Origin of the sequence: Psychrobacter proteolyticus, from assembly GCF_003350005.1 — a bacterium.
Classification (GTDB): domain Bacteria; phylum Pseudomonadota; class Gammaproteobacteria; order Pseudomonadales; family Moraxellaceae; genus Psychrobacter; species Psychrobacter proteolyticus.
In genome coordinates this window covers 173685-195097 of the sequence record NZ_QLKS01000001.1, presented here as the reverse complement: position 1 = coordinate 195097, position 21413 = coordinate 173685, and the positions used below count along the sequence as shown (strand labels likewise).

The 21413-nt window shown below is 43.9% G+C and carries 11 protein-coding genes; 4 read left to right on the top strand and 7 right to left on the bottom strand.

Annotated elements, in window-relative coordinates; translation table 11 throughout:
- The first annotated feature begins 400 nt into the window (after window positions 1-400).
- On the top strand, window positions 401-5248 hold the full coding sequence (locus DXK30_RS00740; RefSeq protein WP_114700035.1) for an NAD-glutamate dehydrogenase: 4848 nt from the start codon (window positions 401-403) through the stop codon (window positions 5246-5248).
- Between the two features lie 124 nt (window positions 5249-5372).
- On the opposite strand, the gene DXK30_RS00735 is transcribed toward DXK30_RS00740, so the two are convergent.
- From DXK30_RS00735 to DXK30_RS00710, 6 genes are all read right to left on the bottom strand, one after another.
- Window positions 5373-9263: an AAA family ATPase gene (locus tag DXK30_RS00735; RefSeq protein WP_114700034.1), complete on the bottom strand. Its 3891-nt coding sequence runs from the start codon at window positions 9261-9263 to the stop codon at window positions 5373-5375.
- Window positions 9264-9346: 83 nt separating this feature from the next.
- Complete coding sequence (locus DXK30_RS00730; protein ID WP_227670739.1) at window positions 9347-10969, bottom strand: exonuclease SbcCD subunit D C-terminal domain-containing protein; 1623 nt, start codon at window positions 10967-10969, stop codon at window positions 9347-9349.
- 152 nt (window positions 10970-11121) lie between these two features.
- Window positions 11122-12762 (bottom strand): siroheme synthase CysG, encoded by a 1641-nt coding sequence (cysG, locus tag DXK30_RS00725; RefSeq protein WP_114700032.1) that lies wholly within the window; start codon window positions 12760-12762, stop codon window positions 11122-11124.
- Between the two features lie 288 nt (window positions 12763-13050).
- Entirely contained in the window at window positions 13051-13689 is a 639-nt protein-coding gene (locus tag DXK30_RS00720) for a phosphoadenosine phosphosulfate reductase domain-containing protein (protein ID WP_114700031.1), read from the bottom strand.
- A gap of 84 nt (window positions 13690-13773) precedes the next feature.
- Window positions 13774-14394: a DUF934 domain-containing protein gene (locus DXK30_RS00715; protein WP_114700030.1), complete on the bottom strand. Its 621-nt coding sequence runs from the start codon at window positions 14392-14394 to the stop codon at window positions 13774-13776.
- Window positions 14387-16078, bottom strand: coding sequence for a nitrite/sulfite reductase (locus DXK30_RS00710; protein WP_114700029.1), 1692 nt, complete (start codon window positions 16076-16078; stop codon window positions 14387-14389). Before DXK30_RS00710 ends, DXK30_RS00715 begins: the two co-directional genes overlap by 8 nt.
- Window positions 16079-16421: 343 nt before the next feature.
- On the opposite strand from DXK30_RS00710, the gene sat reads away from it, so the two are divergent.
- Window positions 16422-17672: a sulfate adenylyltransferase gene (gene sat / locus DXK30_RS00705; protein ID WP_114700028.1), complete on the top strand. Its 1251-nt coding sequence runs from the start codon at window positions 16422-16424 to the stop codon at window positions 17670-17672.
- Between the two features lie 135 nt (window positions 17673-17807).
- Here sat and DXK30_RS00700 read toward each other — a convergent pair whose 3' ends face one another.
- Window positions 17808-18350 carry a hypothetical protein gene (locus tag DXK30_RS00700; protein ID WP_114700027.1) on the bottom strand — a complete coding sequence of 181 codons (543 nt, stop codon included), beginning with the start codon at window positions 18348-18350 and terminating at the stop codon, window positions 17808-17810.
- A gap of 370 nt (window positions 18351-18720) precedes the next feature.
- On the opposite strand from DXK30_RS00700, the gene DXK30_RS00695 reads away from it, so the two are divergent.
- Both DXK30_RS00695 and DXK30_RS00690 read left to right on the top strand, forming a co-directional pair.
- Window positions 18721-19848: a sulfate ABC transporter substrate-binding protein gene (locus DXK30_RS00695; protein WP_114700026.1), complete on the top strand. Its 1128-nt coding sequence runs from the start codon at window positions 18721-18723 to the stop codon at window positions 19846-19848.
- A gap of 268 nt (window positions 19849-20116) precedes the next feature.
- A complete protein-coding gene (locus DXK30_RS00690) occupies window positions 20117-21208 on the top strand; it encodes a sulfate ABC transporter substrate-binding protein (RefSeq protein WP_102093604.1) in 1092 nt (363 codons plus the stop codon).
- Window positions 21209-21413: the final 205 nt, after the last annotated feature.

Here is a 21413-nt window from a genome sequence, read left to right as displayed (position 1 = left end):
TGTTGGCATATTCTAACAAAAAAATGCCTTCAATTACCATGAGTATCCGCCTGCCAGCACCGAATCATCCATATCGATGTCTAAAACCGCGTTGTCTCATTAGTAAAGGTTATCGACACATCGCTGATTCATGAAATGATGTTGTACACTTTAGCTCGCGCCTTATGTGCGTTACACTTCACTATATTGGTAGTATTAAATTCTGATGGCTACATATTAATAAAAAATAATAGCAAAAAAGGAGAAAATTTCTAACTGTTATAAAAATAAAATAAGTCGCGTGAATGGAAATACTGCACCGTTGCACCAATGATGAATATGCAGTAACAGTGGTCAATCTAAATCGATAAACTTAAATAAATAAATGTTAAACCAAATCTATAAAAAAAGGACGCAGGAAATGCCAAACTCCCTCAGTATCGCAAAAGAGCGCATTAGCCAGATAAGCGATATTGCTACCAGTTATGTACAAAAAGACAAATCGCTATTTGATCATTTTATTCATAGCTATTATCAGCCGCTGCATCAAGAAACTGCAGAGGCGATTAGTAATGCTGACTTGGCGGGCATGGCGCTACATCACTTTACACTACTCAAAGCTTACGACGGCAGCAAGCCGCAGCTGACAGTACTAAACCCAGCAGCAGAAGAGCAGCACTTTCACAGCTCGCACACTGTCATTCAAATCGCAGCTTATGATAGACCATTCTTAGTTGATACGATTTTGATGAGCCTAGAAGCTGAAGGTATCGATGTTCATCGTACTTACAACATCATTATTAGTGTTGAGCGTGATGACAATGGTAATATTACGCATATCGAAGGCGCACATGAAAGTGCCACTTCACATATGTCATTGATTCATTGTGAAATTGCTTACCAAGACAACGAAGACTTGGAAGCACTGCAAAAAATGCTGATGTCAAAAATTGACACGCTTGATACAGTCGTTGGCGATTGGAAACAGATGCGTGCGCAGTTGAATGACATCAAAACGGAGCTTTCGACTAAGCCGCTACCAGAAGTATTCTACTCACAACAAGAAATCCAAGCATTTTTAGATTGGATTTTAGACGATCACTTTATATTCTTAGGATATCGTGAATACCGCTTAGAAGGTGGTCAGTCTATCGAAGTGACTTCTGAGCCGACCGATTTGGATTTATTTGCGATTGGTAACAGTGGTCTGGGTCTATTACGTGGTTCTGAAAAAGACAAGCTATCGGAAAGCTTTAGCCAATTGCCTAGAGGTTTAAAGCAACTGTTGACTGAGCCGCGCGTGTTGATGCTGTCTAAGTCAAGCCGTGTATCACCTGTGCATCGTTCAGTATATATGGACTTTTTGGGCATTCATAAGTTTGATGACAATGGTAACCTAATTGGTGAATACCGCTTTATCGGTTTGCTTACGTCACAAGCCTATCAGCTTACTGTACAGCAAATACCGCTATTGCGCGAAAAAGCCAATAAGATTATGGCGATGGCAGACTTACCACGTGACGGTCACGCTCATCACAAGATGATGCATGTGATTAACACCTTACCGCGTGATGATTTGTTCCAAGCCAGCGTCGAAGAGCTATACCCAATTGTTTCGGGAATTACTCAACTACAAGACAAAAAGAGCTTACGTCTATTCAGCCGTATTGACCATTATCAGCGTTTTGTTTCGTGCTTGGTCTATATCCCGCGTGATAAGTTCAATACCGAGCTACGTATCAAAGTACAAAACGTCCTAAAAGATGCCTATAACGGTATGTCTTCAGGGTTTACCACGGAGTTCAATGAATCTGCGCATGCTCGTGTGCATGTCCACGTACGTACCGTACCTGGTCAAGTAAATGACGTCAATATCGCCACACTTGAAGCCAAATTATCAGCACTCATGCAATCATGGGATGATAATTATCAAAAAATGCTCCTTGATAATGTGGGTGAGCAACAAGCCAATGCTTTAAATCGTCGCTTCTTAAACTATATTCCTGCTGCCTACCAAGAGCGTTTTGATGCTCGTACTGCAGTCGAAGACACGAAGCGTTTGGCGGGGCTGACCGCAGAGCAACCAATGCTTTGGCATTTATACCAGTCAACAGGCGATGCACGTAATCAGCTCCATCTAAAGCTATACGGTCGCGAGCAGCCGGTTATCTTGTCAAAAGTGCTACCAATACTTGAAAACTTTGGTGTGTCAGTTATCTCAGCACAAACTTATGAGTTTGACTTGCCAGAGCAGCCTATCTGGATGCAAGAGTATGAGTTGACCCTAGAGCATGTCGATACGGTCAATATGCAAGTAGTGCGTGGTCAGTTCGAAGACAGCCTCAAACAAATCTGGGCAGGTCGCGTTGAAAGCGACTCATTCAATGAATTGGTACTAACGACCAAGCTCGATACTTATGATGTCGTCGTATTGCGTGCATTGTCTCGCTATATGCTGCAAGCACGTGCCCCATTCTCGAGTGCTTATATTCAGCAAACGGTGGTCAAAAACAGTGATATCAGTGTCGCGTTAGGTAGTTTGTTTGACGCACGTATGAATCCTAAGTATAGCGAAGAAGAGCGCCAAGAAAAGGCTGCTACCATTCAAGAGCAAATCACAGCGGCGCTAGCAGATGTCGATAGTCTAGACGAAGATCGTATCTTGCGCTGGTACTTAGATTTGATCAATGCAATGGTGCGTACCAACTTCTATCAAGTTGATAGCGATGGTCAACGCAAAGATCGTCTGTCATTTAAGTTCTTGGCAGCAGACATTCCAAACTTGCCTAAACCAAAGCCAATGTTTGAGATATTTGTGTATTCACCACGCGTCGAAGCTGTACATTTACGTGGCGGAAAAGTCGCTCGCGGTGGTCTGCGCTGGTCAGATCGTATGGAAGATTTCCGTACAGAAGTACTTGGCCTTGTCAAAGCACAGATGGTCAAAAACGCAGTAATCGTCCCTGTAGGCTCTAAAGGCGGATTTATTGTAAAAACCAAGAGCATGGCTGATGGCCGTGAGGCGTTCCAAGCAGAAGGTATCGCTTGCTATCAGACATTCTTACGCGGCATGCTTGATGTCACAGACAATATTGTAGATGGCAACATCGTCCCGCCAGCCAACACGGTACGCCATGATGAAGACGATCCATACTTGGTTGTCGCAGCAGACAAAGGCACAGCTACTTTCTCTGATATAGCCAACGCGCTAGCAGCAGAGTACAACTTCTGGCTAGATGATGCCTTTGCATCAGGTGGCTCAGTAGGTTATGACCATAAAGCAATGGGTATCACCGCTCGCGGTGGTTGGGAGTCGGTCAAACGTCACTTCCGTATGCGCGGTATGGACATCCAAAACCGTGATGACTTTACCGTTGTCGGTATTGGTGACATGAGTGGGGATGTATTCGGTAATGGCATGTTGCTATCAGCGCATACTAAGCTAGTTGCTGCCTTTAACCATTTGCATATCTTTATTGATCCTAATCCAGATACGGCGGCCTCGTACGCTGAGCGTGCACGCTTGTTTGAGCTACCACGCTCCTCATGGGCAGATTATGAAGCATCATTAATCAGTCAAGGTGGTGGTATCTTCTCGCGCCAAGACAAAACCATCGCTATCAGTCCTGAGATGAAATCGCTCTTCGATATCAGTGAAGACAGCCTTGCACCGAATGATTTGATCAGCGCGTTGTTACGTGCACCTGTTGATCTTATCTGGAATGGTGGTATCGGTACTTATGTCAAAAGTGCAAACGAAACGCATGCTGACGTGGGCGACCGTGCGAATGATTCACTGCGTATCGATGGCAATGAGCTACGTGCAGCCGTCGTTGGTGAAGGTGGTAACTTAGGTTTAACCCAGCAAGGCCGTATCGAGTACGCTCAAACGGGCGGACGTATCTATACAGATGCAATCGATAACTCAGGCGGTGTTAACTGCTCGGATCATGAAGTCAATATCAAAATCCTACTTGGCAAAGTGGTCGAGCAAGGCGATATGACGCTGAAACAACGTAATGAGCTGCTTGAGAGTATGACTGACACTGTAGCAGAATTGGTACTGCGTCAAAACTACTTGCAACCACAAGCGATCGAGCTGAGCCATATCCGTGCAGCAGCTAATTTGAGTGATCATCAGCGCTTTATTCAGATGCTAGAGAGTGAAGGGCGTCTGGATCGTGCGATTGAGTATCTACCATCAGATGAAGAGATTGCGAAGCGTCAAAAAGCGGATACTGGTCTGACCAATCCTGAGCTGGCAGTGGTCTTGGCTTATGGCAAAATGTGGGTTTATGACAATCTACTACTATCTGATTTACCAGATGATCCGTACTTTATCAATGAGCTACGTAAGTACTTCCCAGATGAGCTTGCGTCACGCTTCTTTGATGAGATGACTGAACACCGTTTGCATCGCGAGATTATCAGTACTTACTTGACCAACAGTGTAGTCAACCGCTTAGGTATTGAAGCGCTATTCCGTCTCTTTGAGGAAACCGATCAATCACTAGCCACTATCGTACGTGGTTATGCGATTAGCCGTGATGTATTCAACGTATCGCGCGCTTGGAAAGCACTTGAAGCCCTAGACAATCAAGTTGAGGCGACGTTACTGCTGAACCTTGAGCTACGTCTACGTGATTCACTTGAGCGCGGTGTGGTCTGGTTCATCAATGCCTTCGGTCAAAATCTGCAAGTCGCTGATATGATTAGCCGCTTCAGTGAAAGCGTAGAAAAATTGACTAAGCCAAGTGGTTTTATCGAGCAGCAATTTGCACAATATCTGCAAGAAGACACCACTCGTTTGATGCAAAAAGATCTGTCTGATAATGACGCTACGCTATTTGCGATGCTACCGTATCATGTCGATGCGCTTGATGCTGCATTGCTTGCTGAGCAATATGAGCGTCCTGTTGATGAGATTGCAACTTTATACTTTGAAGCTTATCAAGTATTGCAATTAGACTGGATGATGGAAAATATTGCGAACCTACCACAGCAAGATTATTGGGATCGCCGTGCACGCCATGCGTTAGTGAACGAGCTGTCACGCAGCTTGCGCCTATTGATGGATGCGGTACTCTCAAAACCAGATGCTAAGCAAGCATTTAGTGAGTGGAGAGCGAGACACGTTGATCAGCTTGCAGCAGTCACCACAGAGATGAATAAGTTGGATGAGCTGCATAGCAACGACGAAGAAGGTCAAATTGGTCTTTCGACGTTGTCAGTATTGATGAGTGAGCTTAGTGGTTTAGTTACTAAGTAATGACATAATATCACTCCCAAACTGTCTCACAAAAAAACCACTGTTCTTAATGTTCGGTGGTTTTTTATTACCTAAAAGAAATGACTTAATTGAAAGTATTAAGTAGTAAAGTGATTAACTTAACTTATGATGCTTTTTCACTGACGACTTTATGACACCCTTGACCACTGATTCGACTAAATCCGCCCGAGAGCTTTTCGACCTTGATTTGGGTTAAAATGCGATCTTTTAGCGCCTGAACATGGGATATCACCCCGATTAGTTTGCCCTCTTGCTGTAGGTTGGTCAGCGTATCAAGCGCAATATCTAACGACTCCTCATCCAATGTACCAAATCCTTCATCCAAAAATAGCGAGTCCACGCGTATATTTTGACTGGCCATCTGTGAGAGTCCTAGTGCTAATGCTAGGCTAATGATAAAACCTTCGCCGCCCGAAAGATTCTTAGTGCTACGAATTTCACCACCTTGATAGTTGTCAATCACATTTAGCTCAAGTGGACTGTTATCATCACGAGCCAGCAAATAGCGATCGCTCATTTTTTGCAACTGTGTATTGGCGTGAGTGACCATGAGATCAAAGGTTAGCCCTTGAGCAAAAGTACGGAATTTTTTGCCATCAGATGAGCCAATCAATTTGTGCAGTTGTTGCCAAACTTGCAATTTGTCCTTTTGGGCAGTGATGGCATCAAGCTGTGCCTGTTGGGTGGTTTTCTTATCTTCATTGTCCTTTAGACGCTGATTAATTGCACCGATTGACTCAATTCTTTTATTAAACTCATCTTGGGCTTGCGACTGCTGTTGGGCAAGCGTTTCTCTATCGTCTACTGTTAGCGGATTGGCTTGTTTATCTGCAAGTGCTTTTTTGGTTTCTTCCAATAAAGACTGCGCTTGCTTTAGCACGTAATCAATATGTTCTTGCTGCTGCTTGAGTGTATTGCGTTCATCGATGGGCAGGCGAGCCGCCAAAAATTCTGCTTCCGTATAAAAGCTGGAGGTGGCAAGTGCGTTATTAAATGCGGTATGTTGCGTTTCTAAGGTTTGCGTAGCTGCTTCGATACGATTGGCTAAGTTTTCCTGCTGCTTTATGAGCTGTTGCAAATTATACGTCTCTTTATCCAATTGTCGTTGGGCAACACTGTGCGCCTCTTGTGCTTGCTCTAGAGTGTCTCTAAGCGTACGCTCAGCTGCTTCTAGGTCGGCCGCCTCAAAAACCTCTGCGCGTTCGTCTTGAAACTGGGTTAGTGCAGCTATTTGTTTATTCTTCGCTTGCATTAGACTGTTAAGCGAATCGGTATCTTTTTTGAGCTGTGCTTCTTTATTCTCAATATATGCTTTTATGCGTTCAAGGTCTTTCTGTATTGTCTGCTGTTTGTCCTTATCTTCAGCGAAATCGTCTTTTAGCTGTACGAGGGCGCGGCGGTGCTGACGTAGTTCTTCAAGATAACTATCATAATCTGCATTGCTCAGAATTTTTTGTTGTTTAATGCTAGCCGATAACACCTGTAGGTTCTCGGGAGCACGTTGCAAGGTGCTCAGCGCCTCTGTCGGATAGCTACTGGCAGCATAAGGGTCAATACGCTGCAAAATGGCGGTAATGAGCGTTTGTAGTTCAGCAAAGTTCTCTGTGATTTTATTATCAATACCCGTTATATTACTTTCGGTAATGGTGATTTTGTATCTCTGCTCAGTGATATCATTTGCTAGTACTTGCTGGTCTTGTGAAGCCGTCTCTAGCGTCTTACGCAAACGGCTCATATCTTCAAGAAGTCTGTCGTAGAGTGCTAACGAATCTTTGATACGGTCTTTATATGTCGCTAATTTGTTTTTGCTGGCGGTAAGCACTGGCACGATATCGTTATCACTACCCAACGCCAGTAACGGTTGTATCAAGTTGGCAATAGTACTGTCAGCTAAGTTTTCATCATTCATCTGTTGGCTGATGACATACAGCAGTTCTGTTATGGCGGTATCATGCAGCTGTATTTGCGCAGTGAGTTCGGCTTGCTGATTTTTTTTACTCGCAAGCGTGCTTTGTTTACTTGCCTGCTCAATCTGCTGGGCAGTGATACTTTGATTCAGCTCGGTAATTTGTTCATCTAAAACACTAACATACTGAGCTAATTGGGAGTTTTCGTCATCGGGTAAAAGGTGCGGGTGATTTTGAGCGTAAGGGTGCTCAAGCGCGCCGCATAGAGGACAAGGTGTACCGTCTTGTAAATCGGCAATATAGTTCTCTAGCGCCGTGACCTTTTGTTGTAGTTGTAGCTGATTCAATTTGTCTTGGCGCTTTTCTTGCGTATTTTTGAGGCTTGCTTTTTTCGTTGTAATCAACTTTTCATAGCCATTGATTTCACTCTCTAGCTGCTCGATGTGACTCATGATTTGTATCACTTGTGCGTTAAGGTCACGGCGCTGCTGGTTATGAAAGCGCAGCTGATCGAGCTGCTGGCTAGTGATGTCTATTTGCTCTTGTGTCTCACGCATCTGTGTGACCGATTGCGCTTGAATCAGCTCGCTTTGTGCTTTTTTTAGTGCGATTAATTGCTTTTGGGTGGCTTCATTTTTATCACTTTGTGCTTGTTGGCGTTGCTGTTGTACTACCAATGCGGTTTTGTATTCTTCTAATTCACGTGTTTGGCGTATCTTGTCTTGCGAAAGCACTGAATTTTGATGTATTACCGCTTTTAGGCGACTGCACTTTTCATCAAAAATGGCAATATCGCCGTCTAAATAGCTTAAATTATCCGTACCGGTAAGTTTTTCGGTCAATTGCGCGCTTTGGTTTTCTTTATCTATGGCAATGCTTTTTTGCGCGGCAATATTTTCAAGCAGTTGCTCAGCGTCTGCCTGAAGTGTGTCATGTCTGACACGTGTATCGTTTAAAGCGCGACGTTGCTGGTCAATCTCATTGTCGAGGTCACGTGCTTTCTGAATTTTCGGCCGTGCGATTTGCATTGTGTTTTCTGCATCTTGGCGCTGTGTTAGTTGCTTCTCTAGCTGTGTGCGAGCGCTTTGTGTAAGTGCTTGCTGCTTAGGTAAGTCATACTCAAGCTGCGCTTTTTCTCGATTTAATTCGCTAACATGCTTGCGGGTAGATGATAACTCACCAAACTGACTATCAATCTCCAACGCCTTATTAGCAGCGGTTAAGCGTTTGGCATTAGGGATAAAGTCTTGCTGAGCCTCCTGAGCCTGCACCAAGTCATTTTTATAAGTATTCAGTTTTTCTTTTGACTCTGTCACGCTATCTAGCCACTTTATCTTTTCGGCTAAATCTTGAATGGTCTGCTGCTGCTCACTTTGGGCACTTTGATATGATTTTAAATCGGATTTTAGCTGATTTTCTTCATCGGTATTTAAGAGCATCAAGCCATCTAAACCGTATTGCAGTTTGCTGAGAATTTCTTCTTCGGTACGTTTCTTATCATGAACCTGTGTTGAAATAGTCGCGTAAATATCAGTGCCCGTAATTTTCTCTAATATATCAGCGCGTTCATCAGCCTTTGCCTTTAGAAATGCTGAAAAACTGCCCTGAGCCAGCAATATAGAGCGAGTGAACTGCTGAAAATCCATCCGAGTCAGTTCAATGATCTTGTTTTTGGTATGCTTTAAGGTGCTCTCTAACAGCTCATCCTCTTTTGACGAGTCATCAACGTTTATCTTAGCGATTTCATGAGTCGCATCTTGCAGATTGCCATCTGCTTTATTGTAAGCACGGCGCTGTCCCCAGCGGCAACGATACTGCTCGCCATTTAAGTCAATCACTACTTCAGCGAAACACTCTGCCGTCTGCCTCGTCATCACCTCATTACTGCTCTTACTGATGCTATTAATCCTTGGCGTCTCACCATATAGCGCTAAGCAAATAGCATCCAAGATGGTGGTCTTGCCAGCACCTGTTTGCCCAGTGATAGCAAAGATGCCTTCATTGGTAAAGGCAGTATCAGCAAAATCAATATGCCATTCACCTTTGAGGGAGTTGAGGTTTTTTAGTCTGAGTTCGATTAGGCGCATGGATAAGTCTTAGTATTAGTAATAGCCGCAACTGCGAAAAATTGAGAGAGATAAGGAAGTATGGTCATAATATGTCACTTATATCATTCCGCCTGTTTGTCTTCATGACGTAAGTTATAAAGTATCTGACCATAGGCATCGCGCAATGAGTCTTTTTGTGAGTCAGGTATGTCATTTATCGTTAAGCAGCGCTCAAAAACCTCCATCTCATTTAAGTCCTGCAAGTTCTCGGAAGTCTGCTGCTGATTGAGCACTTTATTATAGGAATTGGAGTCTTTAGTTATTAGCACTTCAAACACTGTACCTTCTACCATCTCATTAACTTGATCTTTTAGCCCACTGACAATCTCATCGCCTGTATAGACAACCTCTAGCCAAATAGAGTCCGATTGCGTAAGCGCTCTAATGGTTTGATCAATCGTGGTTAGGTCACCAGATATTTGCGCCAGCTGTTGGAATTTTGGGATGGGCAGGGACACTACTTGCATTTGATTAGCGTCATCGCGATGCAGTATTTTATTGCTAGTCACGGCGTCAGTAGAAGTTTCTCGAATGCTTTTATATTGCTCAGGCTGAATAGGAGTATTTTCTACGACAGTAGATTTTTTAACTTCCTCATCTTCTAATGGCTCATCAAAGCCAAACAAATCATCCATAAAAGGCAGTGCCTGACTCGCCACTTTTTTAGCGGTTTTTTCTGCTAATTTATCTACTGTTTTTTGAGCTTTGACGACTCCAATGTCAGCAGCTGTATTGATAGCATGAGGAGTAATACTATTAGGTGCGACGTTTAGCTCTGAGATGTCATTATTAAAATGTTCTGCGGCACCAAACTGTACCAGCAACACTTGCTTTTGCTGTTTAGCCTCTCCAAAGCCCATAGCGATAGGTGAGCCTGAATAGCGAATACTCTCACGACCGCCAACGCGCTGCGGCACGTGCAAATGCCCAAGTGCCACGTAATCGAAGCCATCATTGAACATATCGGCGGAGATTTTACCTAGTGATCCGACATATAGCTCGCGTACACCATCATCCTCGGTTGTTCTGCCACCAGACGCGAATAGATGTCCTGTCGCGATGATAGGAATATATCGCTGATGCATTTTGATTAAGTCGGCTTGCTTAGACTTCGCAATGTCTGCAACATTGTCATAATGCGCGCAAATACCAGCGATAACATTGGCGTCTTTGCTATCTGCGGACTCGCCAGCGCTACTGCTACGCACATCCCGATCGCGCAAATAGGGCACAGCGGCGATAATACAATGAGGGTTGTTGTCGTCATCACCCAAGACCAATACTTCATCATTCAAATCATCACAAGCCGTGCCAATCACATGCACATTCAAAAATTTAAGCACATTGCTTGGCGCGTCTAAAAATGTCGGTGAGTCATGATTACCTGCGACAATAACCACATGCTGACAGCATGAGCGTGAGACCTTACCCAAAAATTCATAATACAGCGCTTGGGCTTTATTACTTGGTGTCATGGTATCGAAAATATCACCAGCGACGATTAATATATCTACCTTCTGTGCGCTAATAGTGTCTTGTAACCACTGCAAAAACGACTCAAACTCTTCATAACGAAGGCGTCCATATAGACGTCGCCCCAAATGCCAGTCTGAAGTATGGAGTATGGTCAAAGGTTTCATTTGCGTGGTTAAAGAAGAAGGCAAGCTAGCATCGGGTATGGGCATAAGTAGACTATAAGTGTGAGCAGTAGAAAGTATTCATTCTAGCAAGAATCGTTGAGATTTGCGCTGTTGCCAAAAGAAAACCCTACCAATAATATACTGGTAGGGTTTTCTTTTTATTCAAGACTAAGCGTTTTGCAGATTAAAGGTAAGCGTTAGTCAATAATCAGTTGCTCCAGACCATCTCCTTGCTGCGTTGCAAGATTTGCGACCATCGATAGGGCGTGCGCTTGTTGGTCTATTGGTTGTTTTACTGCTTTACCTCTCGACCCTTCACGCAACCAATTTTTAGCTATATCATCGCTGTTTTGACTGTGCTGCTGATTTTGCAAATTATACCAAGCCAAATCATGATGCAAGCTGACTACGTCGCCCATAATTAGGAGGGCAGGCGTTGGCAATTGTGCTTGTTCTTGTTTGGCAACAATCGTTGCAAGCGTACCTGTCAATACCTGCTGATTGGGCATACTCGCATTAGAGACGATAGCAATCGGTGTCTCGCTACTGCGTCCAGCGTCAACCAAGCCTTCAGTCAAACGTGCCAGCGAGTGCAGACCCATGTAAAATACGACTGTCTCATCAGTATTTAAAAAGTTCTCAAAATTACTGTTGGGTGCACCAGCCTTCAAAAACCCCGTCACAAAACGCACTGACTGTGAATGGTCACGGTGAGTTAAAGGAATGCCTGCATAGCTAGCAGCGGCGTTGGCAGCAGTGATACCTGGTACGACTTGATATGGCACATTATGCGCTCGTAGGCTTTCGATCTCTTCTCCGCCACGTCCAAAGATAAACGGATCACCACCTTTTAAACGCACGACACGGCGACCTTGTTTGGCATGGTTGACAAGTAGCTCATTGATGCCTAATTGCGCAACTGTATGGTTGCTGCGTTTTTTACCAACAAATACCTTATCAGCATCACGGCGACATAAGTCTAAGACCTGCGGTGAGACTAACGCATCATAAAACACCACATCCGCTTGCTGCATTAACCGCAAAGCTTTAAAGGTCAACAGCTCTGGATCACCAGGGCCTGCGCCCACAATATAGACTTCACCAATGGCTGGTAAGTTTTTTTCTGACTCATCCGATGCGACGTTCTTGATGGCATCTGACTCTCTAACCGAATTTGTATCGTCGCTTTTCTTACTGATAGCAGCCGCAGTACTATCTAAATCAGCTTGCAGTTGTGCAGTGGCTTCAGTTTCATTACCAGCAAACATCAGCTGACTGACTTGGCCTTCAAATGCGCGCTCCCAAAACTGACGACGTCCAGTAAGCGTGGGTATTTTGGCTTTTACCTCACTGCGGAATTCACCTGCCAACTTTGCTAATTTTCCGTAGCCTTGCGGGATTAACGTCTCAAGGCGTGCCCGTAATAAGCGTGCTAGCACAGGCGCTTTACCATTTGATGAGATACCAATCACAATAGGATTGCGATCGATAATCGCTGGAAAGATAAAGTCACATAAATGCGGGGTATCGACCACATTGACTGGAATGTTTAGCTCAGTCGCATCTGCATGAATTTGGTGGTTCAGCGTCTCATCGTCAGTCGCGGCAATGATTACCCGTGCGCCTGACATATAAGCTTTATTATAATTCTCATAGATAAACTGGTGCTTATCGTCCGTTAGCAAAGCTTGTAGCTCGTGGCTGATATCAGGTGCAAGTATAGTGATACAGGCACCTGCACGGCTGAGCAAATCAGCTTTACGCAGTGCCACTTCGCCGCCGCCCACGATGAGCACTTTACGGTCTTCTAATTTAAAAAATAGCGGGAAGGTGTTCATAATGTCACCATATATTTAATTGTTTATTATAAAAAGGTAGAAAAGATATAAGGAATGCCGCCATTATGAGGTATCACAGGCACACTCTCATCTAGTGAATTGGCATTAGTATATTCGTTTTTGAGATATTAATTCATATTTTAGCTAATAATAGGAATAGCGGTAAATTTCCAATATAGTAAAAAAGGGTACAAAAAAATCCCGCTTAACGACTCTATTAAGAGCCAAGCGGGATTTTTTATTTATATAGCTAGTGCTCAGAAAGTAGTAGCTACAGTCAGTGCCTTACTATAGCTGAGTATGCAAGCCACACTCACGGCTTTCTTCTACTTTCGTTGGATCAAAGTAGTCATGCTCATTTGGTAAGTTATGCTCTTCTAGATATACGTCTAAATCAGCATCTGTTTTTTCAAACAATGGCGCTACTTTTAGCACGCCGTCTTTTGATAAGCTAAGTACATCAAGACCTTGGCGGAACTCAGTTTGGTCTTTACGAATAGCATTGAACCACACATCTGGCTTTAGCTCATCTAATGCACGGCGGAACGGCTCAAGTTTAACTTGCTCAGTGAACTCGTCATGCTGTGGGTTATCGATACCTGGGATACCATTCATCGTCGCGTCACGGTGTGCAGCCGTTTGCTTAGGAATGTAGGTAACGACATTTAGGTTCAAGTCATGGATAAGCTTGTTGGCAAACTGATAAGTAGCATCAGTGTTGTAGCCTGAGTCTACCCACAATACTGTGATATCAGGACGCTGTTTGGCAACCAAGTGCAAAATAGCCGACTCATATGGACGGAAGTTTGTCGTGATGATTGGGTTTTTTGCTTGAGTCAGTGCCCACTCAACGATTTGCTCAGGTGATTTACCTTGCAGGTCTTGGTTGGCTTGGTCAAGATCTAGATTTGGGTGTAATTGGCTCATAATACGTTCCTTAATGGTTGTTAATATAAAAGTGTTTATTAAAAATATTGGGCATTACTATAAAGATTGTGGTCAATGCTAAAACTATGCGACTGAAGGCTCCGACGATTGTGCAAACATCGGTAAATCTGAAGCACTTCGGCCATCATAGCTACTGGCAAGGGCAGTAAAGGCTTGCTCAATACCAAATTTAGAATCGGCTTCTAGGTCATGCTCGCTCAAGACAAAGCTATCAACGCCCGTGCGTAGCATATAAGCAATTTGATCGCGGCCAAACGCGCCAGCCACTCGAATCTCGCCTGTGTAACCGATTTGGCGCAGCGTACGTGCAAAGCTAAAGTGACGGCCATCAGCGAATTTCGGCACATCAATCACGATAAGTGCGTGCGTTGATAAGAACTCACTAAGTCCTTCTAGTGCATCAGCGTCAGTATCGGCAGTAACCCACAATCCAAGTCGGCTACTGTGCTGTACGATCAACTCATAGACTTCTTTGATCAGACCACCAGCTTGTGCGCCTGTCGTATCTAACAGATCAACGAGTGGCACGATGACGTCCGGCTTCTCTTGTTTTTGTAGTAGCTCAAGCAACGTAATGTTAGTCGATACAATGCTTTCTGGCAGTGCATCAGTAGTAAGTACATGCCACGTATCTTGACTGCCAATATCGACGCCATGACTGTCCAAAATATGGTGATTAGCCATAGACCTTCTCCTTAAATGGATCAATACCAACGCGCTCAACCAATTGCCCAAAGCTTTCTACATCATTGTCAGTACTGGCACGTAAGTCTACATAGACATCAACGATCTGCTGTATGGTGTTAGCAACCTCAAGAGCAGGCACAGATTTGCCTAAGATTTTGCCAAGTTTGGCATCGTCGCTAGAGTTGCCGCCAAGGCTAATCTGATACCAATGTTCGCCTTTTTTATCGACGCCCAAGATACCAATATCGCCTGTATGGTGGTGTGCACAAGCATTGATACAGCCAGACATGTTCAGGCGAATCTCACCCAAGTCATATAGATAGTCTAGGTCATCAAACTGCTTTTCGATTTGTTCAGCGATGTTGTGCGTCGTTGCATTGGCAAGCGAGCAGTAATCCCAACCTGGGCAGACAATCATATCCGTTAGGGTATTGATGTTTGCGCGCGCTAAATGCAATTCTGATAGCTGCTGCCATAACTCATAAAGCTTGTTGGTCTCCACATCAGCGAATACTAGATTCTGCTGATAAGTACCACGTAGCTCACCAAAGCTGTATTTGTCAGACAGGTCAGCCAGAGCATCCATTTGTGATTCACTGACATCACCGGATGGTACATATTTGCCATCGACCAAGCCTGCCTTAAGAGAAATAACCACGGCACGATAGCCAGCTATTTTGTGCGCTACGGTGTTTTGGTTGTACCAGTTGGCAAAGTCTTTATCAGCGTTTAGTTGCTGTTGTAGCTCAGACTGTACTTGTAGTGCGTCGAACGATGCATAGTCAGGCTCACTAAAGAAGCCAGTTGCCGTTGCAAAATTCTCATCAGTCAAAGTAAGCGGACCATCTTTGGTGTGGGCTTCCCACTCGGCATTGACCAATTTGGCAAAGGCTGGACCGCCCATGCTTTCGACCAAAATTTTGATACGTGATCTGTATTTGCTGCCTTTGTCACGGCGACCGTGCAAGTTATAGACACGCAAGATGGCGTCTAAATAACTAAGCAAATGCTGACGTGGCAAGAATTTATTGATAACTTTACCAAGGACAGGGATACGTCCAAGACCGCCACCAACCAATACTTCAAAACCAATCTCGCCTTCGTCATTGGTTTTTACATGTAGACCGACGTCATGTACTTGGGTTGCCGCACGGTCATCATTGGTGCCGATCACAGCAATTTTAAATTTACGCGGCAAAAAAGCAAACTCAGGGTGGAAGGTTGACCACTGACGAATAATTTCACAATAAGGACGTGGGTCAGCGATTTCTTCTTTATGAATACCAGCATATGGATCGGTGGTGGTATTACGGATACAGTTGCCTGAGGTTTGGATGGCATGCATCTGTACTGAGGCTAATTCAGCCAAAATATCTGGCACATCTTCTAGCTTTGGCCAGTTCAGCTGGATATTGGTACGAGTGGTAAAGTGGCCATAGCCTTTATCATACTTGCGAGTAATTTCGGCCAATTTGCGCAACTGGTAGCTGGCAAGCAAACCGTAAGGAATGGCAATACGCAACATCGGCGCATAACGCTGGATGTATAGGCCGTTTTGCAACCGCAGTGGCAAAAACTGCTCTTCTGGCAGCTCACCTGCCAAAAACCGCTCGGTTTGGTCGCGAAATTGGGCAACTCGTTCCTCTACCAAAGTCTGGTCAGCGTAATTATATTGATACATGACGTAATCTCAGTTTTGTTTTTAATCTTAAAATCAGCGACGAAAATGATTTGCGTGTGTAATAGGTTTTATTGCCGTTCGCAATGTAAATAATTCAGCTATACATCATATAAGCTTGTACCCAGAAACATAAATTCCTTTCAGACATATCCATATCCAAACACAGCATAAATTTTCATAACGAAAGTTAGGTAGCCTATGCGTATCAAATTTAATGCCCAATCGTTAGCACGCTATTTATTATCTATCGACGGCTTTCTTCTCAGTTTTGTACATTTAATCGCTGTTGCATTTTTGCTCATTTCTTCCAACCATTCTTTTTATAAGAGGTTTTAATAACTATATGTCTCAAACTCAAAGCCCAACCCAATCAAAACTTGTTCCTCCACACGGTAGTGCAGAGCTTAAGCCACTATTATTAAACGGTGCAGCACGCGATCAAGCATTAGAGCTTGCCAGCACATTACCAACCATCACTTTAAGCTCACGTGAGCGCGGTGATTTAATCATGTTCGGTATCGGCGGTTTTACTCCGTTAAATGGCTTTATGAATCAAGCGGACTGGCAGGGCGTGGTAGACAACATGCGTCTTCAAAGCGGTGAAAACGCAGGTTTGTTTTGGCCAATCCCTATCACTTTGTCTGCGCCAAAAGAGACTGCGGATAATTTGAGTCAAGGTGACAAAGTAGCCTTGGTCGCTCAAGATGGCGAAGTCATGGGTATCTTAACAGTAGAAGAAACCTATACCATCGATAAAGAGCATGAGTGTCAGCAAGTATTTACGACCACGGATTCAGAGCATCCAGGCGTACAACAAGTATTGAACCAAGAAGCCGTCAATATTGCCGGTAGTGTTGAAGTACTTAGCGAAGGTGAGTTCCCAACGTTATATCCAGAAATCTACAAAACGCCAGCAGAAACGCGCGCAATTTTGGATGCTAAAGGCTGGAAAACAGTGGCGGCATTCCAAACGCGTAACCCGATGCACCGCTCACATGAGTATCTGGCCAAGATTGCGATTGAGATCTGTGATGGTGTGTTGATTCATTCACTATTAGGGGCATTGAAACCTGGCGACATCCCAGCAGAAGTTCGTCAAGAAGCCATCAAAACGCTAATTGATAACTACTTTAGACAAGATACTGTTATCCAAGCAGGTTATCCGTTAGATATGCGCTATGCTGGCCCACGTGAGGCATTATTGCATGCGCTATTCCGTCAAAACTATGGCTGTAGCCATCTGATTGTTGGTCGTGACCATGCGGGTGTCGGCGATTACTATGGTGCGTTTGATGCGCAAACGATTTTTGAGCACGTTGGTAAAGATGACCTTATCACTCAGCCGCTCAAAATTGGCTGGACGTTCTGGTGTAATGCTTGTAATGCGATGGCCTCTGACAAGACTTGCCCGCATGACGCCTCTGAGCACGTTAAAGTGTCAGGTACCAAGCTGCGTAAAGCACTATCAGAAGACGAAGATGTACCAGAAAACTTTAGCCGTCCAGAAGTCTTACAGATTTTGCGTGACTACTATGCCGGCATCGCAAAAGAAGAGCGTGCTGAAGTTAAATTAACGGGTGCATCTGCTGTATAAGGGCAGATCATCAGTATAAATAACTTGTACTAAGCCAGTCATAAAAAAGGTGTCAGACTTATAGTCTGACACCTTTTTGTTTTTAGCATTATTTTAAAATGAAAAGCACGTCCTAACACATGTTAGCGCTGTCTATTAAATCTCCAAACCTACTGCCAGCTTTTTATATTCTCCAGCAAGTGAGCCACCACCTGAGCAAAAATAGTTCAGTGCATATTTATCTGGGCTGTCGATGATGAGCTTGTCATCCTTAAATTGAAAAAAAGCCGTACTGTCATTTACTTTTGCCTGAAAAATCGTACCGTGAGCAGTATCTTGCCCCATGAGTGTTGCCTTAACATCGAAATGACAAGTAGGTTTTTTAATATCGCTGCGTGAACGAACTTTAATATCAATCTGTTGATCACCATCTGCTCGTACTATCACGCCAACCCAATCATAGCCTTGCGCTCGTTTGTCGTAGTCAGCAGTAGCGTAATCCGCTGAAACCTTGTCTCCAAGAATATTGTTGTTACTCATTGGCATGGCTAGTGTTTCACTAGTGACTATTTTAACAGCGCTGTGGCTATCACTATTCACCGTAGGCGACATACTATTACAGCCTGTTAAAGCAGCTAGGGTAGAGGTCATCATTAATAGCCCTACAATAGAATGAAATTGATTGTATGAAGTATTCATATAAGGGCCTTTGGTCAAGTAGGAGGGTAAGATTTGAATAGTAGCGAGATGATGAAAGTATCATTGATACAGCAAACTTTATAACGTACAAACAATGGTACAGCCTACCCAAATCATAGTCTACTTAATAAACCTGTCAGCAATTACTCAACCCATTTTATTCTTAACGATGCAAAATGATGCAAAACGATTGCTAGTATCACTTATGCCAACTTCACTAGTCGATAAGCTAATTCGTCACTAAGCGTTTGCTATTTATGCTGCTAGCATAGCTTGCATCATCCCGACAACTGAACTCAAAAGATTGTAGGCCCTGTGATGATGGTCAAGATTTTGACAAAACGCTTCTACTACTTTTATCGAGAGCATCATGCAAAAAAAATTTCAACAAATCAGCATTGCTAGCATTCAATCAACTAATAATAAGCCTGTAAAAGCACGTGTACTTGCCACCAGCGGCATGCTTGCAGCAGCGATGATAATGACAGGCTGCAGTCCAACCGAAGCGACGCAAGATGACGCGGCAAATAATGCCAGTGGCGAGACGCAAGATGTCAATCTACTCAACGTTTCCTATGATGTGTCTCGCGACTTTTATAAAGACTACAACACCTTATTCAGTACCGACTATCAGAGGACTCACCCAAATAGCAAAGTAAATATCAATCAGTCGCATGGCGGCTCTAGTAAGCAAGCGCTTTCTGTCGCTAATGGTCTGCAAGCGGATGTAGTGACGTTTAACCAAGAGAGCGATATGAATCTATTGGTGGAGAAAGGTTTGGTCGCTGCTGACTGGCAACAAGCACTCCCAAATAATGCCGTGCCGTACACCAGCACCATGGTGCTACTGGTCCGTGCTGGTAATCCAAAAAATATCAAAGACTGGTCGGATTTGGCCCGTAATGATATCGATGTGGTCATCCCGAACCCGAAAACCAGTGGTACAGCGCGTTATGCCTTCTTAGGTGCTTATGGCTATGGCTTGCACCAATTTAAAGAAAGTAGTAATGAAAACCCTGTAAAAACCAATGACTTTATCAAGAAGTTGCTGGCAAACGTGGTCACTTATGACAATGGCGCACGCGCTGCGACGACTAGCTTTACCCAGCGTGGTCTAGGTGATGTGCTGATCACGACCGAAAACGAAGCACATTTGACTGCACAGCAATTTGCAAAGGGTAACGTTGATATCGTATATCCGAGCTATTCGATTACGATTGCCAACCCAGTAGCGGTCGTAACGGCAGTGACTGAAAAATCTGGTAAGACAGAAGCGGCAAGTGCTTATCTGAAAGGTTTATGGGATAAACCTGCCCAAGAGCTCATGGCAAAAATGTATATGCGTCCAAGTGATGAGCAGATTCTAGCTGCTCACAAAGATACTTTGCCTGATATTGAAACGTTTGAACCTGTGGCTGTGTTTGGCTCATGGGCAGAGATTATGGATGCTTTCTTTGTAGATGGTGGCCGTTTTGATCAGCTGGCAAGCACGAATTAGTCGTTAATTTTTAGTTTATAGAACTATCTATCTTAGCTGCTTTTGGTAAAACACGGACAAGATAGATAGGGGACATGCCAGTATTAAAACCATCAATAAACAAACAGTCAGTTATACATATAGATTCTTTTAACAACTTATTGATATATCTGGCTTTGTTTACTGGTTATTCCCTTTTGGCAATAACATACGCATATTCATCATTAAACATAATAAGATGGCGCTGTTAGCATACTTGCATTACACAACAGACATCTTTGAGGTATTTATGACAGACGTAGCTCGTTATCAACAGAAAAGTAAAACTCTTAGTGCCTTGAGTATTGCTGGCGTTGCTTTGACCCTTGGTCTAGCTGGCTGTAGCAACAGTGAGACTACTGAGGCCGCAGCTGATGGTTCAGCGACGACAGAAGGGCAAAATATCGAGCTACTTAATGTCTCATACGATGTGGCACGTGACTTCTATAAAGACTACAACCCATTGTTTGTTGAGCACTATAAAGCTGAAAACCCAGACAGCAATATCCTAATCAAACAGTCACATGGCGGCTCAAGTAAGCAGGCACTGTCTGTTGCCAACGGTCTACAAGCAGATGTTGCCACCATGAACCAAGGCTCTGATATTGAGCTGCTTGAGAAAAAAGGCTTGGTTGAGTCAGATTGGGAAAGCAAATTCCCAGACAACGCGGTTCCGTTTACCAGTACGATCGTATTTTTGGTACGTAAAGACAATCCAAAAAACATCAAAGACTGGGAAGACTTGACCAAAGACGGTGTTGAGATTGTCATGGCCAATCCAAAGGTGACGGGTAACGGTCGTTATGCATTCTTGGGTGCATACGGTTATGGTCTACATGCTTTTAATAAAGATGAAACAAAAGCTAAAGGCTACGTAAAAGACATGCTAAAAAATGTCAAAGTCTATGAAAACGGCGGACGTGCCGCGACAACGACGTTCGTACAGCGCGGTATTGGTGATGTATTGGTCACGTTTGAAAACGAAGCCAACCTTGCAGCGACTGATTTTGGTGCAGGTCAAGTAGACATCGTTTATCCAAAATACTCGATCAAGTCAGAAAGCCCTGTGGCAGTTGTGAAGACGGTAACAGATAAAAAAGGCACTACAGACGCTGCCAAAGCGTATCTTGATTACTTATGGAGTGAGCCTGCTCAGCAGCTAGCGGCCAATCTATATCTACGTCCTAGCGTTAAGAGCGTGCTTGACAAAAACGGTGACAAATTACCGCCAGTTGAGACTTTCCGCCCGAACGATGCCTTTGGCACATGGGATGAGATCATGAGCACTTACTTCAGCGATGGCGGTGTATTTGACCAATTGGCAATTAACGCACCTCAGTAATCACCTGCTGAGTAGTTAGAGCAGCTACTGCGCTAATCACTGAAACGGATTAACTCAATTATTCGTACAGTCAGTCATGAAACACCCCATAAAGGACATGGTCGTACGCACTATGTCCTTTATATCATAAGCCGACCAATAATAATTTTGATAACAATGGTAATAATGGTCTTACAGTGAGCACCCTCGCTAAGTACCATCAGTT

What these genes read in the sequence shown, in the direction of transcription:
- DXK30_RS00740 (WP_114700035.1), top strand. Translation starts at nt 401, where the DNA reads ATGCCAAACTCCCTCAGTATCGCAAAAGAGCGCATTAGCCAGATAAGC.
- DXK30_RS00735 (WP_114700034.1), bottom strand. Translation starts at nt 9,263, where the DNA reads ATGCGCCTAATCGAACTCAGACTAAAAAACCTCAACTCCCTCAAAGGT.
- DXK30_RS00730 (WP_227670739.1), bottom strand. Translation starts at nt 10,969, where the DNA reads ATGCCCATACCCGATGCTAGCTTGCCTTCTTCTTTAACCACGCAAATG.
- cysG (WP_114700032.1), bottom strand. Translation starts at nt 12,762, where the DNA reads ATGAACACCTTCCCGCTATTTTTTAAATTAGAAGACCGTAAAGTGCTC.
- DXK30_RS00720 (WP_114700031.1), bottom strand. Translation starts at nt 13,689, where the DNA reads ATGAGCCAATTACACCCAAATCTAGATCTTGACCAAGCCAACCAAGAC.
- DXK30_RS00715 (WP_114700030.1), bottom strand. Translation starts at nt 14,394, where the DNA reads ATGGCTAATCACCATATTTTGGACAGTCATGGCGTCGATATTGGCAGT.
- DXK30_RS00710 (WP_114700029.1), bottom strand. Translation starts at nt 16,078, where the DNA reads ATGTATCAATATAATTACGCTGACCAGACTTTGGTAGAGGAACGAGTT.
- sat (WP_114700028.1), top strand. Translation starts at nt 16,422, where the DNA reads ATGTCTCAAACTCAAAGCCCAACCCAATCAAAACTTGTTCCTCCACAC.
- DXK30_RS00700 (WP_114700027.1), bottom strand. Translation starts at nt 18,350, where the DNA reads ATGAATACTTCATACAATCAATTTCATTCTATTGTAGGGCTATTAATG.
- DXK30_RS00695 (WP_114700026.1), top strand. Translation starts at nt 18,721, where the DNA reads ATGCAAAAAAAATTTCAACAAATCAGCATTGCTAGCATTCAATCAACT.
- DXK30_RS00690 (WP_102093604.1), top strand. Translation starts at nt 20,117, where the DNA reads ATGACAGACGTAGCTCGTTATCAACAGAAAAGTAAAACTCTTAGTGCC.